Source organism: Haloarcula rubra (assembly GCF_019599465.1).
Classification (GTDB): domain Archaea; phylum Halobacteriota; class Halobacteria; order Halobacteriales; family Haloarculaceae; genus Haloarcula; species Haloarcula rubra.
Genome location: NZ_RKLR01000002.1, coordinates 552,242 through 573,055, shown reverse-complemented (window position 1 = coordinate 573,055; position 20,814 = coordinate 552,242). Strand labels below are relative to the sequence as shown.

Annotated in this window: 24 protein-coding genes and 3 tRNA genes; 15 read left to right on the top strand and 12 right to left on the bottom strand. The window is 67.0% G+C overall.

The features are described 5' to 3' along the window. Window positions 1-19: 19 nt before the first annotated feature. The 3 genes from EGH21_RS07725 (at window position 20) to EGH21_RS07715 (ending at window position 2,502) form a co-directional block, all read left to right on the top strand. Complete coding sequence (locus EGH21_RS07725; protein ID WP_220617893.1) at window positions 20-931, top strand: NAD(P)H-binding protein; 912 nt, start codon at window positions 20-22, stop codon at window positions 929-931. Between the two features lie 179 nt (window positions 932-1,110). Beyond that, window positions 1,111-1,554: a hypothetical protein gene (locus EGH21_RS07720; RefSeq protein WP_236035438.1), complete on the top strand. Its 444-nt coding sequence runs from the start codon at window positions 1,111-1,113 to the stop codon at window positions 1,552-1,554. Window positions 1,555-1,638: 84 nt separating this feature from the next. Further along, the gene (locus tag EGH21_RS07715) at window positions 1,639-2,502 is read left to right on the top strand and encodes a hypothetical protein (protein ID WP_220617892.1); all 864 of its coding nucleotides are present in this window, start codon (window positions 1,639-1,641) and stop codon (window positions 2,500-2,502) included. A gap of 33 nt (window positions 2,503-2,535) precedes the next feature. Here the strand turns inward: EGH21_RS07715 and EGH21_RS07710 are convergent, their stop codons facing one another. From EGH21_RS07710 to coxB, 3 genes are read right to left on the bottom strand one after another with little or no spacing between them, the layout of a single operon-like run. Next, window positions 2,536-2,802 (bottom strand): cytochrome C oxidase subunit IV family protein, encoded by a 267-nt coding sequence (locus EGH21_RS07710; protein ID WP_220617891.1) that lies wholly within the window; start codon window positions 2,800-2,802, stop codon window positions 2,536-2,538. A gap of 9 nt (window positions 2,803-2,811) precedes the next feature. Further along, window positions 2,812-5,370, bottom strand: a complete 2,559-nt coding sequence (locus EGH21_RS07705; RefSeq protein WP_220617890.1) for a cbb3-type cytochrome c oxidase subunit I — start codon at window positions 5,368-5,370, stop codon at window positions 2,812-2,814. After that, complete coding sequence (gene coxB, locus EGH21_RS07700; protein WP_220617889.1) at window positions 5,367-6,122, bottom strand: cytochrome c oxidase subunit II; 756 nt, start codon at window positions 6,120-6,122, stop codon at window positions 5,367-5,369. The genes EGH21_RS07705 and coxB overlap by 4 nt, the downstream gene beginning before the upstream one ends. Window positions 6,123-6,242: 120 nt before the next feature. On the opposite strand from coxB, the gene EGH21_RS07695 reads away from it, so the two are divergent. Beyond that, window positions 6,243-6,764: a DUF6789 family protein gene (locus EGH21_RS07695; RefSeq protein WP_220617888.1), complete on the top strand. Its 522-nt coding sequence runs from the start codon at window positions 6,243-6,245 to the stop codon at window positions 6,762-6,764. Window positions 6,765-6,962: 198 nt separating this feature from the next. Here the strand turns inward: EGH21_RS07695 and EGH21_RS07690 are convergent, their stop codons facing one another. From EGH21_RS07690 to EGH21_RS07680, 3 genes are all read right to left on the bottom strand, one after another. Continuing rightward, the gene (locus tag EGH21_RS07690; protein WP_220617887.1) at window positions 6,963-7,418 is read right to left on the bottom strand and encodes a DUF5790 family protein; all 456 of its coding nucleotides are present in this window, start codon (window positions 7,416-7,418) and stop codon (window positions 6,963-6,965) included. Window positions 7,419-7,519: 101 nt separating this feature from the next. Beyond that, window positions 7,520-8,623 (bottom strand): DUF7544 domain-containing protein, encoded by a 1,104-nt coding sequence (locus tag EGH21_RS07685; RefSeq protein WP_220617886.1) that lies wholly within the window; start codon window positions 8,621-8,623, stop codon window positions 7,520-7,522. Window positions 8,624-8,694: 71 nt separating this feature from the next. Further along, the gene (locus EGH21_RS07680; protein ID WP_220617885.1) at window positions 8,695-9,042 is read right to left on the bottom strand and encodes a dihydroneopterin aldolase family protein; all 348 of its coding nucleotides are present in this window, start codon (window positions 9,040-9,042) and stop codon (window positions 8,695-8,697) included. Window positions 9,043-9,117: 75 nt separating this feature from the next. Here EGH21_RS07680 and azf point away from each other — a divergent pair, with 75 nt between their 5' ends. After that, complete coding sequence (gene azf, locus EGH21_RS07675; protein WP_220617884.1) at window positions 9,118-9,891, top strand: NAD-dependent glucose-6-phosphate dehydrogenase Azf; 774 nt, start codon at window positions 9,118-9,120, stop codon at window positions 9,889-9,891. A 31-nt stretch (window positions 9,892-9,922) separates the two neighbouring features. Here azf and EGH21_RS07670 read toward each other — a convergent pair whose 3' ends face one another. Continuing rightward, window positions 9,923-10,534: a DUF309 domain-containing protein gene (locus EGH21_RS07670; RefSeq protein ID WP_220617883.1), complete on the bottom strand. Its 612-nt coding sequence runs from the start codon at window positions 10,532-10,534 to the stop codon at window positions 9,923-9,925. Window positions 10,535-10,677: 143 nt separating this feature from the next. Beyond that, a tRNA-Arg gene (locus tag EGH21_RS07665) sits at window positions 10,678-10,750 on the bottom strand. 266 nt (window positions 10,751-11,016) lie between these two features. Between EGH21_RS07665 and EGH21_RS07660 the strand changes: the two genes are divergently transcribed. The 4 genes from EGH21_RS07660 to EGH21_RS07645 all read left to right on the top strand — a co-directional run bounded on the left by EGH21_RS07660 (window position 11,017) and on the right by EGH21_RS07645 (window position 14,436). Further along, entirely contained in the window at window positions 11,017-11,364 is a 348-nt protein-coding gene (locus EGH21_RS07660; protein WP_220617882.1) for a hypothetical protein, read from the top strand. Window positions 11,365-11,510: 146 nt separating this feature from the next. Then, a complete protein-coding gene (locus tag EGH21_RS07655) occupies window positions 11,511-12,935 on the top strand; it encodes a single-stranded DNA binding protein (RefSeq protein ID WP_220617881.1) in 1,425 nt (474 codons plus the stop codon). Window positions 12,936-12,990: 55 nt separating this feature from the next. Next, complete coding sequence (locus EGH21_RS07650; RefSeq protein WP_220617880.1) at window positions 12,991-13,428, top strand: histone; 438 nt, start codon at window positions 12,991-12,993, stop codon at window positions 13,426-13,428. Further along, a complete protein-coding gene (locus tag EGH21_RS07645) occupies window positions 13,429-14,436 on the top strand; it encodes a histone deacetylase family protein (protein WP_220617879.1) in 1,008 nt (335 codons plus the stop codon). It begins immediately after the preceding gene. Here EGH21_RS07645 and cca read toward each other — a convergent pair. After that, window positions 14,415-15,812 carry a CCA tRNA nucleotidyltransferase gene (gene cca / locus EGH21_RS07640; RefSeq protein WP_220617878.1) on the bottom strand — a complete coding sequence of 466 codons (1,398 nt, stop codon included), beginning with the start codon at window positions 15,810-15,812 and terminating at the stop codon, window positions 14,415-14,417. The genes EGH21_RS07645 and cca overlap by 22 nt on opposite strands. A 96-nt stretch (window positions 15,813-15,908) precedes the next feature. Between cca and EGH21_RS07635 the strand changes: the two genes are divergently transcribed. Both EGH21_RS07635 and EGH21_RS07630 read left to right on the top strand, forming a co-directional pair. Beyond that, window positions 15,909-15,981, top strand: a tRNA-Asn gene (locus tag EGH21_RS07635). 109 nt (window positions 15,982-16,090) lie between these two features. Further along, window positions 16,091-16,165, top strand: a tRNA-Ile gene (locus EGH21_RS07630). Between the two features lie 155 nt (window positions 16,166-16,320). Here the strand turns inward: EGH21_RS07630 and EGH21_RS07625 are convergent. Then, the gene (locus EGH21_RS07625) at window positions 16,321-16,719 is read right to left on the bottom strand and encodes a hypothetical protein (RefSeq protein ID WP_220617877.1); all 399 of its coding nucleotides are present in this window, start codon (window positions 16,717-16,719) and stop codon (window positions 16,321-16,323) included. Then, complete coding sequence (locus EGH21_RS07620) at window positions 16,653-17,042, bottom strand: hypothetical protein (protein ID WP_220617876.1); 390 nt, start codon at window positions 17,040-17,042, stop codon at window positions 16,653-16,655. Before EGH21_RS07620 ends, EGH21_RS07625 begins: the two co-directional genes overlap by 67 nt. Window positions 17,043-17,214: 172 nt before the next feature. Between EGH21_RS07620 and EGH21_RS07615 the strand changes: the two genes are divergently transcribed. Then, window positions 17,215-17,394: an HVO_0416 family zinc finger protein gene (locus tag EGH21_RS07615; protein WP_220617875.1), complete on the top strand. Its 180-nt coding sequence runs from the start codon at window positions 17,215-17,217 to the stop codon at window positions 17,392-17,394. A 198-nt stretch (window positions 17,395-17,592) separates the two neighbouring features. Here EGH21_RS07615 and EGH21_RS07610 read toward each other — a convergent pair whose 3' ends face one another. Beyond that, window positions 17,593-18,090, bottom strand: a complete 498-nt coding sequence (locus EGH21_RS07610) for a PadR family transcriptional regulator (protein WP_220617874.1) — start codon at window positions 18,088-18,090, stop codon at window positions 17,593-17,595. A 132-nt stretch (window positions 18,091-18,222) separates the two neighbouring features. Between EGH21_RS07610 and EGH21_RS07605 the strand changes: the two genes are divergently transcribed. From EGH21_RS07605 to EGH21_RS07595, 3 genes are all read left to right on the top strand, one after another. Further along, complete coding sequence (locus tag EGH21_RS07605; RefSeq protein WP_220617873.1) at window positions 18,223-18,573, top strand: ArsR/SmtB family transcription factor; 351 nt, start codon at window positions 18,223-18,225, stop codon at window positions 18,571-18,573. 26 nt (window positions 18,574-18,599) lie between these two features. Continuing rightward, window positions 18,600-18,899: a DUF7521 family protein gene (locus EGH21_RS07600; RefSeq protein ID WP_220617872.1), complete on the top strand. Its 300-nt coding sequence runs from the start codon at window positions 18,600-18,602 to the stop codon at window positions 18,897-18,899. 72 nt (window positions 18,900-18,971) lie between these two features. Next, window positions 18,972-20,813 (top strand): UvrD-helicase domain-containing protein, encoded by a 1,842-nt coding sequence (locus EGH21_RS07595; protein WP_220617871.1) that lies wholly within the window; start codon window positions 18,972-18,974, stop codon window positions 20,811-20,813. Window position 20,814: the final 1 nt, after the last annotated feature.

Sequence of the window (20,814 nt, the reverse complement as noted above, 5' to 3'; positions counted from 1 at the left end):
TGGAGCGACATCTAGGGGTATGCGCGTCCTCGTCACCGGAGCCACCGGCTTCGTCGGTGGCCATCTCGTGCCAGAACTGCTCGCGCGGGGTCACGAGGTGGTCGCCATGACCCGCGACGCCGACAGCTACGACGCGCCGGCCGGCGTCTCCGTCGTCGAGGGAGACGTGCTGGACCCGGACCTGACGCTGCCGTCCGTCGACGCCGCCTACTACCTCGTCCACTCGATGCAGGCCGGCGAGGACTTCGAGGAACGGGACCGGCGGGCCGCCCGGACCTTCCGTGACGCCGTCGACGCGGCGGACATCGACCGTATCGTCTACCTCGGAGGCCTCGGCAACGAGGAGGACGAGGACCTCTCGGAGCACCTCCAGTCCCGGCGCGAGGTCGAACACGTCCTCGGGGACGGCGAGGCGGCGCTGACCGCGCTCCGGGCGGCCATCGTCATCGGCGAGGGGTCCGCGAGCTTCCAGATAATCCGCCAGCTAGCGGCCCGCCTGCCGGTGATGGTGACGCCGTCGTGGGTCCGCACGGAGTGTCAGCCCATCCACGTCGACGACGTGGTGGCCTACCTCGTCGGGGTGCTAGAGACCCCGGAGACGGCCGGCCAGACGTACGAAGTCGGTGGGCCCGACGTGCTGACGTATCAGGAGATACTGACGACGACGGCGAAACTCCTGCTCGGGCGCCCGCCGATCATCGTCCCGGTTCCGGTGCTCTCGCCGGGGCTGTCGGCCCGCTGGCTCGGCCTCGTGACGGACGTGCCGGTCAGCGTCGCCAAACCGCTGGTCGACGGCCTGCGCAACCGCGTGGTCGTCACCGACGACAGCATCAGGTCGATAGTCGACGTGGACCTGACCCCCTTCGAAGAGAGCGTCCGTCGGGCGCTGAGTGAGTCCGAGACCGTCGCGGAACGACCCGTCGAGGCCTAACCGCGCAGCAGGTCCGCCACGTCGTCGGCCCGTTCGAGGACGGCCGGGTTCGAGGCGTCACCCTCGATACCCGTCGACGGTGCGTACGGTTCCCCGACACTTCTAACCGGGCCCGGACCCCGCCACGACCCACGAAACGGCACAAACAGTTATCATGGAGTGTCATGTACTGCCATACCATGACGACCGCGTTTCTCGTGAGCACGGCGGTCATGGGGCTGTTCGTGGTCGCGGTACTGGGCTGGGTGGCACGGAGTCGCGGCTGGTATCACTACTCGCCGAGCGCCGAGTCCATCGGCTGGGCACACGGCGGCGAGGGGGAGACGCAACTCGGAACGCTGTCCGACGACCCGCGAGTGCTCGCCGTGGCGTTCACGCTGCTCGTCGTCGGGTTCGTCGGCGGTGTCGTCCTCGTCGTCTCGGGCCCGGTCGAGATGCAGGCCGCGGCGGGTCTGGCCGTCGCCGTGGCCGGCGGGCTCGTCCTCGTGGGCTACCTCCTGCTCGGCGTCTACCTCTCCGCCACGCGACGGGGCCACCCACGGTCGCTGGCCGTCGCCGAGTCCGCGACGGTGGCCGGCGTCCTCTTTCTGGTCGCCGTGACCGCCCAGTTGTTGATGGGGTGAGCCCTCGGCGTCGACGGTGGCCCGCTGACAGCCCGAGCCCCAACGTTCAAATACGCATTTGTCGCACAATCTGTCGTGACGATGGTGGTGCTGCCCGATTGGCTCGTCGCCGTTCTCGAGGAAGTGGCGCTCGGTGGCGGGGCCCTGCTACTCGTCTGTGGCGGCCTCCTGTGTTACTTCGGGTGGGACCAGCGCCGGACGGCGGCGTTGCTCGCCGACGCCGACCCCGTCTCGCCGGAGGAGGCAGAGCCGGGAACCCTCGCACGGGTCCGTGGGACGGTCACGGCGACGGCCGACGGGACGCTCGCCTCGCCAGTCGCCGACCGCGAGTGCGTGTTGGCCGGCTACGAGATCGAGGAGCAGTACGACACACCGGCCGACACCACGTGGGAGCAGGCCGCGTGGGGCGTCACGAGCGTCCCGTTCGCCGTCGACGTCGACGGCGGCCGACTACTGGTCGACGTCGGGGACCACGTGGTCGGGAACGCGACCGAGGACGTGTTCACACCCGAGAGCGTGCTGGTGTCGGCGGGCGTCTCGACGCCCGAGGTCAGGTGCCGATTCGAACGCTTCGACACGCACCTCGAGACCGACTACGGAGAGGCGCCACCGCCGCGACTGGCGCGGTTCCTCGACGCGACCGACGGCCTCTCCACCGACCCGATGGCGTCGACGCCGACCGTCGACGAGAGTCGGCGGCGCTATCGGGAAGGGTGGCTCCGGCCGGGCGACGAGGTGAGCGTCCTCGGGACGGTCACCCGGCGGGCCGACGCCGACACCGCCGCCGGCCACCCCGACGAGATGGTCCTCACCGGCGGCGACGAGACCCCGCTCCGGCTCTCTGCAGAACCGCTAGACGCTGGAGGCGGCGGGACCGGTGTCATCCTGACGGGCCTCGCTTTCGGGGCCGTCGGCCTCGCCTTGCTGGCGGCGGTGCTCGTCTGGTGACCCAGACGACCGGAGCGGGACGGCCTCCCCCGGTCAGACGATGGAGTACGCGGCGGCGGCGGTCAGCGCGAGGGCGGCGACGGTCCCGCCCAGCACGAGGTACGTCACCGACCGGGGTTCCCAGCGCAGGTGCTGGTAGTAGGCGGCGACGCCGACGGCCTTGACGACCGACAGCACCATGATGACCCCAAAGGCCACCCAGTAGGCGCTGTCGACGAGGCCGGCGAACTCGACGACGGCCTGTGCGGTTGCGAAGACGAACAACACGACGTATATGACGGTGTATCCTTTCCAGTCCATGATGTCACCTCAGAGGATGTAGAACAGCGGGAACAGGAACAGCCAGACGATGTCCACGAAGTGCCAGTACAACCCGAAGTACTCGATGGCCCTGTCGTCGCCCTGATACGCCCCGTTCCACGCCCGATAGGTCATGTACGCACAGATGACGAGGCCGATAGTGACGTGGGCGCCGTGGAGACCGGTCGTGAGGTAGAACGTCGACGAGGCGATGTTCGTCGAGAGGTTCCACCCGTTAGGGAACATCTCGGTGTGGATGTGGAACAGGTGTTGCCACTCCAGTCCCTTGTTGACGAGGAACCCGACGCCGAGCGCGAACGTCCCCGCGAGTGCCGCCGTCGTCCCCTTCTTGCTCTCGCGTTCGGCGGCGACCATCGCCAGCACGACGAGGAAACTCGACGTGAGCAGGAGATAGGTGTTGATGAGGCCCGGCATCGTGACGTGTTCGGCCGGGATGAGGTCGTGGTGCCACTCGGACCACCCGTAGGCGACCCGGACGAAGGCGTACGACCCGATGAACGCGCCGAACAGGACGATGTCGCTGGCGAGGAACGTCCACATCCCGAGTTTCATCTTCTCGACGCTGTCGAAGGGCCACCGCTCGGCGATAGGCATCTCCGGCGCGTGGAACGGTTCCCGGGTCATCCCGAACAGCGCCCCGAACGTCGCGAGGCCGCCGACGGCCGCCATCGAGACGTAGACGACGCTCCCCGTGCGCACGCCCGAGAGACCGAGGAACGCGACGAACCCGCCGAGGCTGACGAGGAACGGCCAGAAACTGGCGTGGCTCGCGTGTTCCTCGCCGGCCGTCTCGTGGGCGGGCGACGCCGGCGTCGCGGTGGCCGCCGTCGTCACGGAAGCGGTGCCGCCGTCGGCCGCCGTCCCGCCGTCCGCGGCCACGCCGCTGCCGCCAGACCCGCTCGTCCGCCGGGCGACTTCCGCGTCGTCCATGAACGACAGCGACCCGTCGGCGTACGTCGGGACGCCGGGGAAGTTCTCCAGCGGCGGCGGCGAGGAGACGGCCCACTCCGCCGTCGTCGCGTAGTCCCACGGGTTGTCGCCCGCGTCCTCGCCGCGCCACAGTGAGACGAACAGGTTGTAGAACATGATGAGCATGCTCGCGCCGAGGATGAACCCGCCGACGGTGGCCATCGAGTGCCAGATCTGGAGGTCGCGGGAGTACTCGAACACCCGGCGCGGCGTCTCCCACGCGACGAACATCGGGAAGTACAGCAGGTTGAACCCGACGAAGTACACCGCGAAGTGTATCTTCCCGAGTGTCTCGTCGTACATCTTCCCGGTTATCTTCGGGTACCAGTAGTAGAGGCCGCCAAACAGGGCTGTCGCCCCGGAGACCATCACGTAGTGGAAGTGCGCGACCACCCAGTAGGTACCGCGGAACTGGTAGTCGAGGACGATAGCGCCGAGGAAGACGCCGGTGATGCCGCCGACGATGAACAGTATCAGCGCGCCCAGCGAGAACAGGAACGGCGTCGTGAACCGGACCCGCCCTTTCGCCATCGTGTAGATGAGCGAGAAGACCATCAGGTCGAACGGCAGGGAGATGCCGATGGTCGTCGCCATGAAGATGGTCTTGATTGGGAGGTTGATGCCCGTGAGGAACATGTGGTGCATCCAGACGACGAAGCTCTGGATGGCGACCAGCACCATCGAGATGATGAACCACTTGCGACCCACCAGCCGTCGCCCGGTGAACGTCTGGAAGCACTCGGCCATCACGCCCAGCGCCGGGAAGAAGACGATGTACACCTCCGGATGGCCGAAGAACCAGAACAGGTGCGCCCACAAGAGGGAGGCACCCGGGTTGTCGGCGTCGGTGGCCAGCGTCGACCCGTCGTTGGCGAACTGGAAGTACGTCGTCCCGAGGATGTGGTCCGAGGCCAGTATCATCAGCGCGGCCAGTAGCGCCGCGAACGCGAACAGCATCATCCAGACGGTGAGGTTGATAGACAGCGAGAAGATGGGGATGTCCCGCATCCGGAGGCCCTCGGCGCGCATCCGGTACATCGTCGTCAGGAAGTTCACCGACCCCAGCGTGACGGCGGCGGTGAACATGATGAGCGCCAGCACGACCGACGTCGCACCGAGTCCCTCACCCGGGATGTACGCCGGGGTATTGAGCGGCGCGTACATCGTCCACCCGCCCGCGAAGGTGGTCCCCTGGAAGAAGGAGACGCCCATCAGGACCCCCGAGAAGAGGTACAGCCAGTACGACAGCGCGTTCAGGCGCGGGAACGCGAGGTCGTCGGCCCCGATCTGCAGGGGGACGACGTAGTTGGCGAACCCGAAGGCAAAGGGCGAGATGAACCAGAACACCATCAACAGACCGTGCGTCGAGACGGCCTGATTGTACCCCAGTGACCCAAGCAGGTCCGCGCCGGGCGTGATGAGTTCCAGACGGAAGAGCAGTGCCAGCAGGCCGCCGAACACGAGGAAGAAGAGGGCGGTGATGAGATACAGGACGCCGATGTCCTTGTGGTTGGTCGTGAGGAACCACCTACTGACCGAGGATTTGGGCGGCAGGCCGTGGTCGTGGGCGTCGCTCATGCCGGGGCACCTCCCACGCTGGCGGCAGTCTGGTTCGACGACCCGTTCTCGGTCCCGTTAGTCCCGGCGTACCACGACTGGTACTCGTCCTGTGGCAGCACTTCGACGGGGGAGACCATCACGGAGTGACCGCTCCCACAGAGTTCGTAGCACTTCGCCTGATACGTCCCCGTCTCGCTCGTGGTGAACCACGCGTCGGTGGTCTGGCCCGGGATGGCGTCGGTCTTGACCCGCAACTCGGGGATACCGAAGTTGTGGAACACGTCCCGCGAGGTCACCTCTAATCTGACCACCCGGTTCCGAGGCACCTTCAGAGTCGACGTCTCGTGGCCGTTCGGGTAGATGAACGCCCACCCGAAGCGGAACCCCTCGACCTGAACGGTGATGTCCTCCTCGCCCTCTATCGTGGGACCGTCCTCGACGTAGGCCAGCGAACTGTACGTCCACGCGATGAGCGAGACGACGATGATGGCGCTGATGCCGAACGAGTAGAACACCTTCCGCCCCCCCGACCCGCCGGTGGGCATCTCACCCATCGACGGGCGTTCGACCTTGTCGGCGTAGGGGTCCTCGCCCGCCGTCTCGCGATACTTGATGGCGTGATACAGCGTGTACGTCACCACGAGGACGCCGACGGCCGTCCCGAGGACGAGAAACACCTCGAAGATACTGTTGAACACGTCCGCCGGTGCCCTGACGTCGCCCCCGTGGAGTGGGACGCCGACCACGGCGTGTGGTACCAAGTGGCCCATCGTTTCCTCATGATTTTTTGCACCTCATATTAGGTATTGTGGACAGTTCGCTTACATATGCAGTGCGTTACCCGAACGTGTGCGCGAACTTTTTTATTCATTGGTATGGTACAACACAACATGGCAGACACGTCACCGGGGGTCGAAGACCCGATGAACGACGACTCGGTCGCGGAGAGCGAGGAGTTCGACAATCTGCGAGGCATCCTCGCCGACGGCGTCGTCGGTGCGGCCGGTGGACTGGTCGGCACGGCGATGATGAGCGTCGTCTTCCTCATCGCGCAGTCGCTGGGCGCGTTCAGCCTCTCCGATTTCGCTATCCTCACCGAACTCGTGGGGCTGACCGGCTACGTTCCCGAAGTACTGTTCGGGTACGTCATGTTCCTCGGCGGCGGGATGTTCCCGTGGCCGCTCCTGTTCGCGTCGCTGAAAGAGTACCTCCCGGGACAGTCCGACCCCATCTCGGGGGCCTTCTTCGGTGCGGCGATGTGGACGGGGTTCGTCCTCGCGTTCTACACCGGCCAGTCCGGACTGGCGCTGGTGCTGTACGCCGTGCTGACGCTGGCGGCCCACGTCGTCTACGGCATCGGTCTGGGCGCGGTGTTCAACTACTTCGCGACGCGACCGGACTCCATCGTCTGAGTCCGACCGCTCGCGTGTCCCGGTGTGGCCCAGCGACTCACAGGACCAGCTAGCGGCACCACGTCGACGGCGGAGGCAGGAAAGTCAGACGAGCGACACCGAATCGAGGAGAGCGAGGGACCGGTGACCGACCGCTGGACGGGACGAGCGAGGCGCTTCTCGGACGAGATACCGGACGAATCGACGGGTCGTGCGGCGTCAGGCCTCGGCTTCCTCGGCGTCGGCGTCGGCGTCCGCGTCGGTGTCCGCGTCCGCGTCCTCGTCGGCCTCGAACTCTTCGAGCGTGCTCCGGAGTTGCGGAATCGTCGCGGTGAGGTCCCCGACCTGTTCGCGGGCCGCCTCCACGTCCGCGACGAGTTCCTCGACCGTCTCTATCTCCTCGGCGAGGTCGTCGGCGTCCTCGAAGGCGTCGGCGCGTTCCCCCATCGTGTACCACTTCTTGGCGTCCCGCAGGTGGTCCTCGGCGTCGCCCACGTCGAGTGCGCCCTTCAGCGCGTTGAGCACGCCCAGCGTGTTGTCGGCATCGACGTCCCACACCGCGTCGGCCTCGGGGAGGGCGTCGCGGGCCTCGGCCAACGAGGCCTCGACGTCGCTTCGCATCTCGTTCGCGGCCTCGCCGAACAGTTCGTCGTCGTCCAGACTGGTCTGACTCATGGCTACCAGTTGACGTGGTGAGGGGTTAAAAGCCCGCCTGAAAGTGAAAGTGAAACCGACGGACGTGAGCGGGCGGACGGCGCGAAAACCGAAAAGCTCTCTCAGTCGGCCACGTCGGCTCTGACCTCGGGGACCGGGTCCATCTCGGCGTCGATGGCACCCAACACCAGCATGGCGTAGTACCGCAGGAACGCCTGTAGCGGCACTTTGACGAGGTTCGCGACGACGAGCATCGCCAGCGCGAACAGGGCGAGGACGAGGCCCGCCAGCACGCCGGCGACGAGTCCCTGTCCCAGCGCGAACCAGAGGGCGGCGGCGGCGAGGCCGAACGGAATCAGCAGGACGACGAACGCGACGACGCCGGCGACTGCGCCGACGATGCCGACCCCGATGCCGAGGACGACCGAGAGGGCGAGGTACGCGAGATACTGCTTCGGGTGCTCGCCGATAGAGGCGAGGAGCCGTCGCCACCCCTGCACGACGCCGTGGTCGCCCTGCAACATCAGCGGCACGACGAACACCGTCGTGAACCCGTTGACGACGCCGCTGACGACGGCGAACACGGCGAACCCGAGAATCAGTAGCGTGGACGACGCGACGAGGGCTTCCGGCCCGAGGTTGGCGAGTTCCCCGCCGGCGACGACGAGGAAGAGAACGAGGAAGGCACCACCGGCGAGCAACAGCGTCACGAGGCCGAAGACGAGGCGGAACACGAGCAGACGGACGCCGTTCCCGACGTTCTCGCCGAAGTATCGCCGGACGTGGACCTCCCGTTCGACGAGGGACTGGACGAAGACGAACTCCATGAAGTTGCTCAGCAGGCCGACGACCAACACGAAGAGGGCCACGGCGAGAAGCGCGACGAGCAGCACGATGCCAGCACCGGCCAACGCCTCGGCGGCACCCGGCGGAAGCTCCGGACCGGGCGGCGTGAACTGTGACAGCGTGCCGTCCGCAATCGACGGCAGTACGTCCAGCGTGCCGGTGAGCGCGAACTCGCTCCCGGAACCGTTCGGTCCGGTCGGCCCCTGACCGAAGTCGTCGAAACTGTTCAGACTGCGAGCGAAGTTCAGGCCGCTACCACCGCCGCCGACGAAGAAGACGACGAACGCCAGTTTGAGCCACTTCCGGAGGTCGAACGGGAACAGGAACGCCTGCGTGGCGTCGATAGCGTCGTCGATGTTGTCTATCGCGTGGAGGGTCATCACCGGAGTTGCACGACCAGCGAGGGTAAAATTTTCGGAGGGTAGCGTGGCGATACCAACCGAGCGACGCGTCACTCCCCGACCGAGTCGACCTGCATCAGCGGGTAGCCGTCCGCCATCGCCATGCTCGTCTCGACGACACAGCCCTCGTAGTCGATTGTCATCGACACGTCGAGGAAGCGGCCGGTCAGTTCCGTGTAGTCGGCCCCGGCCGCCGCGATAGCCTCGCGAAGGGGAGCCTCGCGAACCTCGACGGTGACCGACTCGCAGTGTGGTTGGTTCTCTATGGCGTCCTCCATCGCGGCCGCCAAGGAGTCCGCGCTGTCGGGACTCACCGGCGTCCCGGCGAACTGGTGATACAGCGAGCCGAACTTGATGCCGGCCTCGAAACAGGCGACCTGCGGCGTCGTCGGGTCCATACCGAATGGTCGGTCTGCCGGCACATAACGGAACCGCAAGCTACCTATTGTGCGCTGTCTATCCACCGTATACGAATGGACGACCCGGTTCTACTCACAGGCGCGGGCGGCGCGGTCGGGGAGGCCATCCTCGAAGGCATCGGCGACGCCTACGAGTGGAAACTCATGTTCCACAGTCCGCCGGCCGAGGAGCCATCCCACGAGTACCTCGTCGGCGACGTCGCCGACGACGAGGACGTCGCGGCCGCCGTCGAGGGCGTCGGCGCCGTCATCCACCTCGCCGGCGACCCACGTCCCGAGGCTCCGTGGGACTCCGTGCTGGCGAACAACATCGACGGCACCCAGAAGATGTACGAGGCCGCCGTCGACGAGGGCGTCGAGAGGTTCGTCTACGCCTCGTCGAACCACGCCGTCGGCGCGTTCGAGACCGACCGCCGCACCCCCGAGATGTACCGCGAGGAAGACGACTTCCTGCTCGACGGGTCGGAGTTCCCCCGCCCCGGCAACCTCTACGGCGTCTCGAAGGCCACCGGCGAGGTTCTCGGCCGCTACTACCACGACGAACACGGCATCAAGGTGTGTAACATCCGCATCGGGAACCTCACCCGCGGGCACCCGCCCATCGACTACGAGCGCGGACAGGCGATGTGGCTCTCCTACCCCGACTGCGCCCACATCCACGAGTGCGCGCTCGAAGCCGACTACGAGTTCGAGATCGTCTACGGCATCTCCGACAACGACCGGAAGTACTACTCCCTCGACCGCGCCCGCGAGGTGCTGGGCTACCGCCCGCAGGACAACTCCGCCCACTTCGAGGGCGAAGACCGAGTCGTCGAGCCGGACGCTTGAGTCCGGAACAACCGGGTTCCGACGCGTCGGCTCAGTCGAACAGTCCCCGTACGTCGTCGTCCTTCTGCCGTTCGCGCTGGACGTGGTCGCGCAGTCGGTGGTAGACGACCGGCCGATTATCGCCGTCGCGGACGAACGAGAACAGGAGGCCGACGAACCGCCCCTCGCCCCGCTCGCCGAGTTCGTCGCGGGCGTAGTCGACGGCGTCGTCGACCACGGACTCGTCGTAGCCGTCGGCCTCTGCCAACACCTCAGCGGCGACGGCCGTCGCGTCGAAGTCCAGCGCCTCGTAGTCGAGCACCGCACCCTCGTGGGTCAGTTTCGGCGGCGCGCCCCAGTCGACGGCCGCCGGGTCGGCGGCCACCCGTGCGAGGAACGGCCGCACGTCGCCGAGGTTCACGCCGCGGTAGTCGGCCGGCAGGTCCGCGAGGTACTCGCCGGCGCTCTCCGCGAGTCCCTGCGCACCCGACCAGTTCTCCCCGCGGCCGTGGTGGACGACGGCGGTGAACTGGATGAGGCCGTGGAGGAAGCGCTCGTCGCGGCCCTCGTCGAGTTCGAGCCAGTAGTCCTCCCACGCGTCGTGGGCGGCGTGGAACCGCCCGGCGTCGTAGACGGCGATACCGGCCCGGAGGTGGGCGTCCATGCACGGCGATACGTGGGGGGTCGGCAAAAGTGGCGTGACGACGCCGTCGCTCGCAGAGTTGGTGCGCGGGAATGTAGCGTCCGGACGGAGTTCCACGCGAGCGGAGCGAGCGTGGCGCTCGCCGGTTTGCTTCGAGAGAATGACGTCCGGACGGAGATTTGAACTCCGGTCCCTGGCTCCGCAAGCCAAGAGGATAGTCCACTACCCTATCCGGACTCATCTTGACGGAGGGTGGTCGGTATGAAAAGGGTGACGGTTCGACGGCCGCGCGCGACGGGAGAGCACACCACGGTCAAAGCCGGATTTGAACCATCACAAGGGCCTTCGTATCTCCGGACGGTTGTCAGGGTGTGCAACGCAGAACCCTTCTTCGACGACTCGGCGCGGTCGGTACGGTCGGTCTGGCCGGTTGCGCGTCGCGTGGTGACCCCGGAACGGGTGACGGCGGAACAGACAACGGCACGGGGGGCGAAGGCCCACGCGTGACCGACAGCGAGTTCACCGTCACTGGACGCGGGTCCGGGACGCAAGCCAGCGAGGCCAGCGTCACCTTCGGGACGGACGCGGTGACCGTCGAAGGGACCATCTGGGGCGCCAACGGCTGTAAGACCGCCGCACTGTCGAGTGCCGACTACGACGCCACGGCCGACGAACTGACCGTCGCCGTCGAGACGGTCGACCGCGACGACGCCGGCGACGCGTGTACGCAGGCCATCGTCGAAATCGACTACGAGGCGACCGTGCAGTTCGCGGCCGGTCTCCCCGGACGCGTCGTCGTCACCCACGACCACGGTGACGGCCCGACTGAAGTGACGACGGCCGAACGGTGAGGCGGAGTTCCCGTCGGGCGGAGGTTTATATCGGGTGACGAGGCCAACGTCGAGCATGGGAACGACGACGGAATCGACGGACTGCAGCGCCTCGCTCGGCCAACGACAACGCTTAAGCGCGGCCCATCCCTGCGTCCCATAGATAGATGGGTGCGATAGAGGACATTTACGCGGATTTAGAGACGGACGTCTCGGAGGAGGAGTTCCGCGAGGCCGTCGAGGAGAAGGTCGAACAGATGGGCGGCCTCGCCGACGAGGAGACGGCCGCGATGTTGCTCGCCCACGAACTCAACGAGGGCGAAGTCGAGACCGTCGCGGACGTGGAACCGGGGATGGACGAGGTGAAGTTCCTCGCGAAGGTGATGGCCATCGGCGACCTGAAGACGTTCGAACGGGACGGCGAGGACGAGGACGGCCGGGTCATCAACGTCGAGGCGGCCGACGAGACGGCCTCGATTCGGCTGGCGTTCTGGGACCAGCAAGCCGCCGACATCGACGACGGCGCACTCGACGTCGGCGACGTCCTGCGGGTGAAGGGCCGACCGAAGGAAGGGTACAACGGCCTCGAAGTCTCCGTCGACAAGGCCGAACCCGACGAGGACGCCACCATCGACGTCGAACCCGGCGACGGATCCACCGTCGAGTCGCTGACGATGGGGCAGTCCGACGTGACACTGCGGGGCCTCGTCCTGGACACCGACAGCATCCGCACCTTCGACCGCGACGACGGGAGCGAAGGCAGAGTGTCGAACCTCACGCTGGGCGACGAGACCGGACGTGTGCGAGTGACGATGTGGGACGACCGCGCCGACCGCGCCGAGGAACTGGCCCCCGGCACCGCCGTCGAAGTCGTCGACGGCTACGTCCGCGAGCGCGACGGGTCGCTCGAACTGCACGTCGGCGACGAGGGGGCCGTCGACGAGATAGACGAGGCGGTCGACTTCGAACCCGACGCCGACCCCATCGAGACCGTCGAGATCGGCGACACCGTCGACATCGCCGGCGTCGTCCGCTCGGCCGACCCCGTCCGCACCTTCGACCGCGACGACGGCAGCGAGGGACAGGTCCGGAACGTCCGGATTCAGGACGCCACGGGCGATATCCGGGTGGCGCTGTGGGGCGACAAGGCCGAGAAGGACATCGCGCCCGGCGACGAGGTACTGGCCGCCGACGTGGAGATACAGGACGGCTGGCAGGACGACAAGGAGGCCTCCGCGAACTGGGCGTCGACGGTGGTCGTTTTGGACGACGGGACGGACGTCGGCAGTGCACCAGCCCCCTCGGGCGACGACGAACACGCCGGCCTCTCCTCGTTCGCCGACGGCGACAGCGACGGCGCGTCGAGCGAGGCCGGCGGCAGTTCCGGCCGGACCGACGACGGCGGCGGCGCGCAGGCCGCCGAACAGGTCGAGTTCACCGGGACCGTCGTCCAGACCGGCGACCCGGTCGTACTGGACGACGGCGAGGAGACGATGAGCGTCGAGACGAGCGAGCGCGTCCAGTTGGGACAGGAAATCACGGTCCGCGGGGTCGTGGACGGCGACCGTCTGGACGCCGACGACGTGTTCTGAGCGGGAGAGCGCCGCTACGGAAACTCTTAAGGCCGCAACACTCCCGCTTGTGGGTATGAGCGTCGAGCTACCGTTCGCGCCGGTGGACGCCGTCATCCGACGGAACGCGGACGGGTTACGGGTCAGTGCCGACGCGGCAGAGGAACTGGCTCGTCGGATTCAACGACGGGGAGCGTCGCTCGCGGTCACCGCCGCCGAGGAAGCGACCGCGGACGGCCGAAAGACGCTGATGCCGTCGGACTTCGGCGTCGGACACGTCCCGGACAAGGACAGTCTGGAACTCCCGGTGGCGCCGGTCGACCGCATCGCGCGCCTCGACATCGACGACGACTACCGCGTGGCGATGGACGCTCGCGTCGCCCTCGCGAACATCCTCGAAGCGTTCGCCGACGACGTGGCCGCCGCCGCGGCGACGCTGGCCCGTCACGCCGACCGCCGAACAGTCAAAGCGGCAGACATCGAGACCTACTTCCAACTCGGCCAGTACTACTGAATGAACTTCGGCTACCGCGAGGTCTGTCTGGACCACGACACCGGCCCGCGCCACCCCGAGAGTCCCGACCGACTCCGGGCGGTCAGACGCGCACTCAAGGACCGCCACGGCGTCGAGTACGTCGCCCCCAACGACGTCGACATGGAGTTGGTCCACGGCGTCCACGACGCCGACTACGTCGAGGAGTTCCGCGAGTTCTGCGACGACGGCGGGGGCAACTGGGACGCCGACACCGTCGCCGTCGAGGCGACGTGGGACGCCGCGGTAGCCTCGGCCGGGCTGGCCGTCTGGGCCGCCGAGACGGCGATGGACGGCGTCTCGGCCCGCGACACACCCTTCGCACTCGGCCGCCCGCCGGGCCACCACGCCGTCTACGACGACGCGATGGGGTTCTGTTTCATCAACAACGCCGCCGTCGCCGCACAGGCCGCCCTCGAAGCGGATGCAGAGCGGGTCGCCATCTTCGACTGGGACGTCCACCACGGCAACGGCACGCAGGACATCTTCTACGACCGCGAGGACGTGTTCTACGCGTCCATCCACGAGGACGGCCTCTATCCCGGTACCGGTGCCATCGACGAGACGGGCGAGAACGACGCCGACGGCACGAACCTCAACGTGAAGTACCAACCCGGCGCGGACACCGCCGACTACCTCGCGGCCATCGACGAGGCCATCGGTCCGGCCATCGCCGACTACGACCCGGACCTGCTCGTCGTCAGCGCCGGCTTCGACGCCCACGAGCACGACCCCATCTCGCGGATGCGCGTGACCACGGAGGGGTACGGCGCCATGACCCAGCGGGTGCGCACGCTCGCCGACGACTGTGGCGCCGACCTGTCCTTCGTCCTCGAAGGCGGCTACGGCCTCGATACCCTCTCGGACTCGGTGACGACCGTCCACGAGGTGTTCGACGGCTACGAACCGATGGAACCCGACGACGGCGTGAGCGAGGACGCCCGCGACGTCCTCGACCGGGTCGCCGCTCAGGGCTTCGGATCGAAGTAGTCGGCCAGTGCCACGCCGAACGAGTCGGCCAGTGCCGCTATCTCCTCGCCGACGAGCACGTCGTACCCCGCTTCGAGCGCCGACTCGACGTGCGGCCCGAGTCGCACGTCGAACAGCGCGTCACTCGTGACGAACGCCTCCGCGGTCGTCACCTCGCGCGGTCGTTCGACGACGTATCGCTCGCCGTCGACGAACGGGCCCGCCACGTCGGGGTCGTCGGCGTACGCCTCGTAGAACCCCGTGGCGTGTTCGCGGACGTGGACCGGCGGCCCGTCGTGGCGCTCGACGGCCGGGCGTTCGGCGACGGCGAGTTCCGCCAGCAGCACCGCCTCGCCCGCGCCGTCCGACTCGGTCTCCTCATTCGCACCTCTGGTGTCCGTCGTGAACGTCGCCGAGCGGAGCACGTCGAACCCCCGCCGGTCGAGTTCGTCGGTGAGGCCGCCCAGCGACTTCCGTAACTGTGGCCAGAGTTGGTCCTCGACGACGTCCGGGGCGTCGAACCGCAACGCCACCGGCGTCGTCCCGCGACGCTCGACGGCCGTCCTGACGGCGTCGGCGTCGTACGGGTCGGGGTCGCTGGCCTCGAACAGGTCGGTTCGGGGGTTCGCGAGGAGGGCACGCGCGTAGTGCTGGAACCGCGCCACGTTGGTCGCCGAACAGACGGCGGCGACGTTGCGCTCGGGGTCCGTCGGGTCGACGACCACGAGCGGGCCGTCGAACGAGACGGTCCCGTGGCCCTCCGGGTCGAAGGTGACCGGCGGGTGCCAGTCGGCGGCCGCCGCGACCAACTCGCGGAACCCACCGTACTCCAGCACCAGCAACTCCGTCAGGTAGCCCGAGAACCCCCGCGTCCGGAGGTCGCTCCCGTAGACGCCGATACCCTTCAGGAACTGCTTCGTGACCCGGACCTCCCCGGCGAGTGCGTCGTCCAGCCGCGAGTCGAGATAGCGGGTGTGGAACGGGGTCCGGTCGACGGCCGACTGGATGGCCGTGGCGTCCTCGACTGCGTAACAGGGAACCAGGTCGACGGTGTACCCTTCGCACTCGCCGACGACGTAGGGGTGTTCGGCGTACTCCTCGCGGCCCTCGGGGAGGACGGCGTGGCCCACGTCCAGCCCGTACTCCTCCAGCGTCTCCCGTGGCAGGTCCGGCGGGAACGCGACGAACACGTCGACGTCGCGGTCCCCCGCGGTCCACGTCCCTCTGGCCGTCGACCCGACCTGTATCACCTCGGCCGAGACGGGGAGGTCGGCGATAGCGTCCGCTGCCCGCTCCATCACCGTCTCGGCGGCCCGCTGTAACCGCTCGCGCTCCTCGGCGTCGGGCGAGACCCGCTCGTGGACCCGCTCGACGACGGCGTCGAACTCGTCGCTCATGTCCGCCGGTACTCACAGAGTGCGTGAAAGCGTGTCGATGGCGCTCGGAAACGAAAGCCATATTTAACAACTCCGTCAATCGATGCATGCGAGCAAGCCGCCGTAGCTCAGTTGGTAGAGCACCTGGTTGTTACCCAGGTTGTCCCAGGTTCGAGCCCTGGCGGTGGCGTCCTTCTCTCGGTTCGCTACACGGCGAGCCTCGCGAGCCGGCGACCCACGAACCGGCCGACGCGGACCCGACAGGCTAAAGACGTGGAACCGAGAAACGACGCACGAAGGGGCCCTTAGCTTAGTCTGGTTAAAGCGATCGGCTCATAACCGATTGAGCGCTGGTTCAAATCCGGCAGGGCCCATCCAACTTCTGCCCGGTTCCAGGTCGACGACCTGCCGACCGACGGAACTCGGTGTGTCGTCTTCGTAGAGACACCCGTTACGCCGGGATAGTGTGACCGGAATCACCACGGAGATAGGCCAGTCTCTCACGACGGGACTCCGAGGGGCTTCGAGGTCAGGGGACGACGCCGAGGAGGACGGCGAGGACGGCCAGCGCCGCGGTGCCGAGGACGAGCGATACGCCTGCGGCGAGCGCCGAGCGGCGAATCGCCTGCGACCGGTCCGAATCGGCGATGTACAGGCCGCGCCCGGACAGCTGGACCCCGATTTTCTCGACGTCGAGTCGGGCGTCGTCGGACGGTCTGAGGCGGCCCTGAACGACGATGGTCTCGCCCTCGTCGACGCGCGCCTCGTAGTACTGGCGGGGGCCGTCGTGGGAGACGCCGGCCAGCGAGACGTCGTTCCGCCCGACCGGGTCGCGCACCGGGTCGGAGACCTGTGCCTCGTTCAGGCGGAGCGTCGCCTCGCTCGGGTCGACGACGCTCCCGCTGTAGTCGCTGAGTCGGAACCGCACGGCGTCCTGCCCGCGGGCGAGTTGGTGGTAGGACTGTTCGACGCGCCGTCGAACCCGCGCACCGTCCGGAGGCCGACGATTCGCCAGGCGTAGGCGAGGCAGTCCCGTCCGGACAGCGGTGCCCGGCGCGTCTCGTCGATTCGTTCCGCACGGCCCGTCACGGTGACCGTCCCGGACGCCTCCCCGAGGTCACCGATGGGAACCGCACGCCGGCGCCAGAGCCGGACCGTCAGGTAGGCCTCGCGGAGCCCGGCACCGAGGAGAAACAGTCCGATACCCCCGACGATCAGCGTCGGTACGAGCAGGTCCTCACCGATAGCCATAGCCACGCCTCGGCCGGCGTCGGGGTAAGTGTATCTCCGGACCTACCGTCGACGGCGACGAATCGGCGGACGGAAGGTCGGTACGGCACCGGCGTCGATACGTATCGTGTCGTGCGGCAACGTTTCTCAGTATCGGTAGCTCTAAATACTGGTGTGCTATACCATAGCATGTATGGCGACCGCACCGAGTGGAGACGACATGTTCGACGAATTCCTCTCCCAACGAGGCCACGACGTCGACGAGACGGGTTGGGAGGAGAACTACAACAAGAAGCAGTGTCCGGACTGTGGCGGCCTTCACGAGTCTGCCGCGAGCGAGTGCTCGGTGTGTGGCTGGACACCGGTAAACTGAGACCGGTTCGACGGCGGTCCGTTTTTTCCGCATCCGACGACGTAGCGGGTGCGCTGTCGGGTCGAGTATCGCGAGAAACGGCCACCGGCCGACGGGGGTCAGTCGTCGACCGGTGGCGTTCGTCGCCCGAGCGCCGAGGGGCCGACGGGGGTCAGTCGTCGGCCCTCGTCGACGCCGCAAAGCGGTAGACGAGAGTAGTTACAGCGCGTCCAGCGACGCGTGTAGGAACATCCCCAGCAGGAGATGCCTGTACGCCGCGGCCTCGATTCGCGATTCCGCTGCGGCGGTGTCGGTTATCGAGTACTGCTTGGTCTGTACGAGCTCGTGCACCGTGAGCGTGTCGTCGGCTTCGAGGTCGTGCAGACGCGGGTACACGGTACCCGGACTCAGGTCCGCGTCGAACAGACGCGACAGCTCCGCCATGAGACCGGTCCCGTGCGTCTCGTCGTCGGACAACGCTATCAGCGCGAGCAGAATCTCGTCCAGGCTCTGGGTCACCATGCCGTCGTCGACGGCGAGGTCGCCGTCGGCGACGTCGTCGACGACCGAAGTCAACAGCGACTCCGGGAGAGCGTCACGACTAGCAGTGTCGTTCGTTCGTGGGTCACTCGACCCTCCGAGGGGGGTCAGTCGCTCGTCTGGTCGGTCACCCATCGTCTTGCCCGTCGCGACGCGACGGAGGTTGTCTCCGGACATCATCTCACCTGAACGCGATCCGCAAGAGAGCGTAGTGGCCGTGTCGTCATATAAACCCACCAGCGTTTTCCGACTCTGAAACAACCCCGGCTCTCGAAAACGCTTATGTGACCGGATGAGAACTCACTTACAGTGGCAGAGGACAAGAGTATCGAGGAGGTTCTCGACACAATCGGGGACCAGCACGCACGACGGGTGCTGGCAGCCATCAGCCGCGAACCGCATTCAGCCAAAGAACTCGCCGAGGAGTGCGACCTCTCGTTGCCGACCGTGTACCGCCGCATCGAACTGCTGGACGAGTACGACCTCGTCAAGGACCACACGCTGGTCGCCGAGGACGGGAACCACTACAAGGTGTACGAGTCCAACTTCGAGTCCACGGTCATCTCGCTGGAGGACGAGGAGTACAAGGTGCGTATCTACCGGGAAGAGAACCTCCCAGACCGGTTCAGTCAGCTGTGGGACGAACTGAATCCCGAGTGACCGCATGAAAGGGGAGTACTGAACGGATGGCCGAGGGCGTCGCAATCGCGCGCGGAGCGCTCGTGTTGATGCGGATGGTCGTGTTCGGCCTGACGCTCGGTATCACGCTCATCAGTTTTCAGGCCTACCGGAAGCGACCGTCCGAACGACTCCAGTACGCGTTCGTCGGCTTCGCGTTCATCAGCATGGGCGTCGCCATCTCCAGTGTCATCACCCAGTTGAGCGCCGGCGAGGTGGGCGCGCTCGTGCAGGTGTTCTTCCAGATGGCCGAGACCATCCCCTTCATCATCGGGTTCGCGATGCTGTACGTCTCGCTGTATCGGTAGCGGTCTGAGCCGAGTAACCCCCGTTTCTCGAAAGCACGTCGTTTATTGGTCCGGGGGCCTAGTATAGGTGCAATGACTGATTCGACCACCGAGGTTGTCCGCCTGTTCGGTGGGCCCGGTAGCGGGAAGACGACGGCGCTGCTCGACCGCGTCGAGGAACTGCTGGAGGACGACGACGTCGACTTCCGGGACGTGCTGGTGGTCTCGTACACGCGGGCCGCGGCCGCGGAGATACGGGAGCGTCTCGCCGAGCGACTGGACCTGACACCGCGTGCCCTGCGCGGGAACGTCTGTACGATGCACGCGAAGGCGTACGAACTGCTGAACCTCTCGCGGGGCGACGTCGTCGGCGAGGACGACAAGGAGGAGTTCTGCGAGCAGTTCGGCATCGAGTACGAGGACGAGTACGAGGGGTCCCGGCGGCGCTCGGCCCGGTCGACGACGCTCGGTAACAAGATTATCGCCACCAGCCAGTGGCTCCAGCGGACCCGGCGGGACGTCGCCGACTGGTACGACGTGCCGTTCAAGTGGGACGACGAGGAGGTCCGCCTCCCGCCGGAGATAGACGACAACGCCCAGACGGGCAACAAGTACACGCCGACGTGGCCCACCGACGACGACCGGGTGGACGTGCCCAGCGCCATCCGTGGCTGGCGCACCTACAAGGGCGACAACGACCTGACCGGGTTCGCCGACATGCTCGAACGGGTCGCCCAGCGGTCCCTGCTCCCGAACGTCGACTACCTCATCATCGACGAGTTCCAGGACATCACGACCCTGCAGTACGACGTCTACGAGGAGTGGAAACCCCACATGAAGCGGGTCCTCATCGCCGGCGACGACGACCAGGTCGTCTACGCGTGGCAGGGGGCCGACCCCGACCTATTGCTCGAAGAGGACGTCACGCAGGACGAGATTCTCCCGAACTCCTACCGACTCCCCTCGCGCATCCTCAACGTCGTCAACCGCGAGGTGCGCCACATCGAGAAACGGCAGGAGAAGGACCTGAATCCGCGCAAGGAGGGCGGCCGCGTCGAGGCCGTGCAGAACCCCTCGATGTACGACCTCGCGCGCAACGTCACCGGCACCGTCGACCAGTCCGACGAGACGGTGATGGTGCTGTTCCGGGCGCGCTACCAGATGTTCCAGTTCATCGACGAGTTCATCGGCGACGGCATCCCCTTCTCCTGTCTGACCGACCAGCGGATGTGGACCGACCGACTGACCCAGTACGTCAACGCCGTCGAGGCCGTCGAGAACGAGGAGACGCTCTCGGTACTCGAAGCGCGGCGACTAGCCGACATGCTCGTCGACTCCGCCTTCGGCACCGGCGAACGCGACGAGTTCTTCGACGCCCTCGAAGACATCGAGGAGGACAGCGACTCCGAGGACATCGCCGAGATCGAGATCGACCACACGGTCGTCACCGACCACGTCCCGTTCGTTCCCGACCCCGCCTCGGCGGGCGACATGCTCCGGAAGGTCACGAACTTCCAGGAGCGCACGGTCAACGCCTACTTCAAGGGCGACTACCGCGGGATGGACCCCGACCGCGTCCGTCTGGGCACCATCCACTCCGCGAAGGGCCGGGAGGCCGACCACGTGTTCGTCGCGACGGACCTCACCGAGAAGGTCGTCGAGCAGATGGCCGCCACCGTCGACCAGAAGGGCATCGACGTGCCCGGCGTCGACGAGTTCACGAAACACACGAGTCCGGTGCCGACGCTGACCGACAACGAACGGCGCGTGTTCTACGTCGGGATGTCCCGGGCCCGCGAGCGCCTCGTCCTGATGGAGAACCTCGTCGACGGCGCACCGACCCTCCCAATCGACGTGTTGCTCGAGAACGAACCGAGCGAGCGCTCCATCGACGAACTGCTGGACGAGGCCGGCGAGGCCATCGTCGCGGACTGAC

Coding starts and splice junctions, on each gene's coding strand:
- EGH21_RS07650 (WP_220617880.1), top strand. CDS start 12,991: ATGAGCGTCGAGCTACCGTTCGCGCCGGTGGACGCCGTCATCCGACGG.
- EGH21_RS07645 (WP_220617879.1), top strand. CDS start 13,429: ATGAACTTCGGCTACCGCGAGGTCTGTCTGGACCACGACACCGGCCCG.
- EGH21_RS07695 (WP_220617888.1), top strand. CDS start 6,243: ATGGCAGACACGTCACCGGGGGTCGAAGACCCGATGAACGACGACTCG.
- EGH21_RS07615 (WP_220617875.1), top strand. CDS start 17,215: ATGGCGACCGCACCGAGTGGAGACGACATGTTCGACGAATTCCTCTCC.
- EGH21_RS07690 (WP_220617887.1), bottom strand. CDS start 7,418: ATGAGTCAGACCAGTCTGGACGACGACGAACTGTTCGGCGAGGCCGCG.
- EGH21_RS07720 (WP_236035438.1), top strand. CDS start 1,111: ATGACGACCGCGTTTCTCGTGAGCACGGCGGTCATGGGGCTGTTCGTG.
- EGH21_RS07685 (WP_220617886.1), bottom strand. CDS start 8,623: ATGACCCTCCACGCGATAGACAACATCGACGACGCTATCGACGCCACG.
- EGH21_RS07655 (WP_220617881.1), top strand. CDS start 11,511: ATGGGTGCGATAGAGGACATTTACGCGGATTTAGAGACGGACGTCTCG.
- EGH21_RS07705 (WP_220617890.1), bottom strand. CDS start 5,370: ATGAGCGACGCCCACGACCACGGCCTGCCGCCCAAATCCTCGGTCAGT.
- EGH21_RS07620 (WP_220617876.1), bottom strand. CDS start 17,042: ATGGCTATCGGTGAGGACCTGCTCGTACCGACGCTGATCGTCGGGGGT.
- EGH21_RS07680 (WP_220617885.1), bottom strand. CDS start 9,042: ATGGACCCGACGACGCCGCAGGTCGCCTGTTTCGAGGCCGGCATCAAG.
- coxB (WP_220617889.1), bottom strand. CDS start 6,122: ATGGGCCACTTGGTACCACACGCCGTGGTCGGCGTCCCACTCCACGGG.
- EGH21_RS07610 (WP_220617874.1), bottom strand. CDS start 18,090: ATGTCCGGAGACAACCTCCGTCGCGTCGCGACGGGCAAGACGATGGGT.
- EGH21_RS07725 (WP_220617893.1), top strand. CDS start 20: ATGCGCGTCCTCGTCACCGGAGCCACCGGCTTCGTCGGTGGCCATCTC.
- EGH21_RS07670 (WP_220617883.1), bottom strand. CDS start 10,534: ATGGACGCCCACCTCCGGGCCGGTATCGCCGTCTACGACGCCGGGCGG.
- EGH21_RS07600 (WP_220617872.1), top strand. CDS start 18,600: ATGGCCGAGGGCGTCGCAATCGCGCGCGGAGCGCTCGTGTTGATGCGG.
- EGH21_RS07710 (WP_220617891.1), bottom strand. CDS start 2,802: ATGGACTGGAAAGGATACACCGTCATATACGTCGTGTTGTTCGTCTTC.
- EGH21_RS07595 (WP_220617871.1), top strand. CDS start 18,972: ATGACTGATTCGACCACCGAGGTTGTCCGCCTGTTCGGTGGGCCCGGT.
- azf (WP_220617884.1), top strand. CDS start 9,118: ATGGACGACCCGGTTCTACTCACAGGCGCGGGCGGCGCGGTCGGGGAG.
- cca (WP_220617878.1), bottom strand. CDS start 15,812: ATGAGCGACGAGTTCGACGCCGTCGTCGAGCGGGTCCACGAGCGGGTC.